Origin of the sequence: Streptosporangium sp. NPDC049644 (assembly GCF_040675205.1) — a bacterium.
Classification (GTDB): Bacteria; Actinomycetota; Actinomycetes; order Streptosporangiales; family Streptosporangiaceae; genus Streptosporangium; species Streptosporangium fukuiense.
In genome coordinates this window covers 1-2,496 of the sequence record NZ_JBFAOJ010000228.1, presented here as the reverse complement: position 1 = coordinate 2,496, position 2,496 = coordinate 1, and the positions used below count along the sequence as shown (strand labels likewise).

1 protein-coding gene is annotated in these 2,496 nt (G+C 72.0%); it reads right to left on the bottom strand.

Features of this window, described 5'->3' with window-relative positions; all coding sequences use genetic code 11:
• On the bottom strand, positions 1 to 2,496 hold a 2,496-nt coding region (locus AB0J58_RS44630; protein ID WP_364227849.1), incomplete at both ends, for a beta-ketoacyl synthase N-terminal-like domain-containing protein.

The window sequence follows — 2,496 nt, the reverse complement described above, 5'->3', positions numbered from 1 at the left end:
CCGCCATCCGGCCCGCGAAGATCGCCGACTCCTCAAGCAGCGCCGCGCCCATCCCGGCCCACTGCGCACCCTGACCCGGGAACACCCACACCGACCTACCGGCGACATCGGCCACACCCGCGACCACATGACCGGCCGTGGCCTCGCCCGAGGCGACCACGCCGAGACCGGCCAGCGACTCATCGCGATCCCGGCCGACCACCACCGCACGGTGCTCGAACACCGACCGCGTCGTGACCAGCGACAGCCCCACGTCCACCGGATCGAGATCGCCGTCCAGGTGCGACGCCAGCCGCCCGGCCTGCGCGCGCAACGCCTGCCCCGTCTTGGCCGACACCACCCACGGCACCACACCCGGTGCCCGGTCCTGCGGAGCCTCTTCTCCCTCGGGCGCTTCCGGCCCTTGTTCCAGGATGACGTGGGCGTTGGTGCCGCTGATCCCGAACGACGACACAGCCGCCCGGCGCGGACGGCCGACCTCGGGCCACTCCACCGGCTCGGTCAGCAGCTCGACCGCGCCCTCGCTCCAGTCCACATGCGACGACGGCGCGTCCACGTGCAACGTCTTGGGCAGCACCCCGTGCCGCATCGCCATGACCATCTTGATCACGCCCGCCACACCGGCAGCCGCCTGCGTGTGACCGATGTTCGACTTGACCGACCCCAGCAACAGCGGCCGATCCTCGTCCCGATCCTGACCATAGGTCGCCATCAGCGCCTGGGCCTCGATCGGGTCACCCAGCGTCGTACCGGTGCCGTGCCCTTCGACCGCGTCCACCTCCGACACCGAAAGCCCCGCCCCGGCCAGCGCCTGGCGGATCACCCGCTGCTGCGACGGACCATTCGGCGCGGTCAGCCCATTGGAGGCTCCGTCCTGGTTGACCGCGGAGCCGCGCACGACCGCGAGCACCTGGTGGCCGTTGCGGCGGGCGTCCGACAGCCGCTCCAGCACCAGCACGCCCACGCCCTCGGACCAGATCACCCCGTCGGCCGCGTCGGAGTAGGACTTGCACCGGCCGTCGGCGGCCAGCCCGCCCTGGGCGCTGAAATCGATGAACGGCCCGGGGTTGGCCATCACGGTCACGCCACCGGCCAGCGCCAGGGAGCACTCGCCCGAGCGGAGCGCCTGCGCCGCCAGGTGTATCGCCACCAGCGAGGACGAGCAGGCGGTGTCCACCGTCACCGCCGGGCCCTCCAGCTCCAGCGTGTACGACAGGCGGCCGGTCGCGACGCTGCCCGCGCTGCCGGTGCCGACGAAGCCCATCACTTCCGGCGGGAACGCCACGCTGTTCGCGTAGTCGTGGTACATCATCCCGGCGAACACGCCGGTACGGCTGCCGCGCAGCGACACCGGATCGATCCCGGACCGCTCGATCGCCTCCCAGGACGCCTCCAGCAGCAGCCGCTGCTGCGGGTCCATCGCCAGCGCCTCGTTGGGCGAGATGCCGAAGAACGCGGGGTCGAACTCCCCCGCCTCGTGCAGGAAGCCGCCTTCGCGGACGTAGCTGGTGCCCCGGCGTTCGCGGTCCAGGTCGTAGAAGGCCCCCAGGTCCCAGCCGCGCGTGGTCGGGAAGGGCGAGATCGCGTCCGCGCCCTCGGTGACCAGCCGCCACAGGTCCTCCGGAGAGGCGACTCCACCCGGATACCGGCACGCCATGCCCACGATCACGATCGGGTCCTCGGCCACCGGCCGGGTCTCGATGGGAACCGCCACGTCGGCGTGCTCGTCCAGCAGTTCGGCCAGCAGGAACTCCGCCAGCACAGTCGGCGTCGGGTAGTCGAACACCAGCGTGGCGGGCAGCCGCAACCCGGTGGCGGCGTTCAGCCGGTTACGCAGTTCGACGGCGGTGAGGCTGTCGAAGCCCAGTTCGCGGAACTCCCGCCGCACCTCCACCGTGTCGGGCGAGACATGGCCGAGTACCATCGCCGCCTCGGTGCGTACCAGGTCCACCAGGACCTCGACGCGTTCGGCCGCCCCCAGCGGGGCCAGCCGCCGCAGCAACGTGTTGGCCATCGCCGACTTCCCGGCGGCGGAACGGCGCCTGCCTCGCACCAGTTTGCGGAGCAGTGGCGGAATCTCGGGCTGCGCGCGCAGCACCGACAGATCCAGACGGACCGGGGCCACGACCGGCTCTCCGGAACCGATCGCCGCCTCGAACAGGGCGAGACCCTGCTCCGGAGCGAGCGGCGGCATGCCTGCCCGGGCCATCCGCTCGATGTCGGCGGCGCTCAAGGTGCCGGTCATCCCGCTGTCCTGAGCCCACGCGCCCCAGGCGAGCGACAGACCGGGCAACCCTGCCGCGCGACGATGCCGTGCCAGCGCGTCGAGGAACGAGTTGGCCGCCGCGTAATTGCCCTGCCCCGGGGCACCGATCGTGCCCGCCACCGAGGAGAACACGATGAACTCGGCCAGATCACGGTCCGCGGTGAGCTCGTGCAGGTGCCAGGCCGCATCGGCCTTCGGCCGCAGCACGGTGTCCAGCCGCTCCGGCGTCA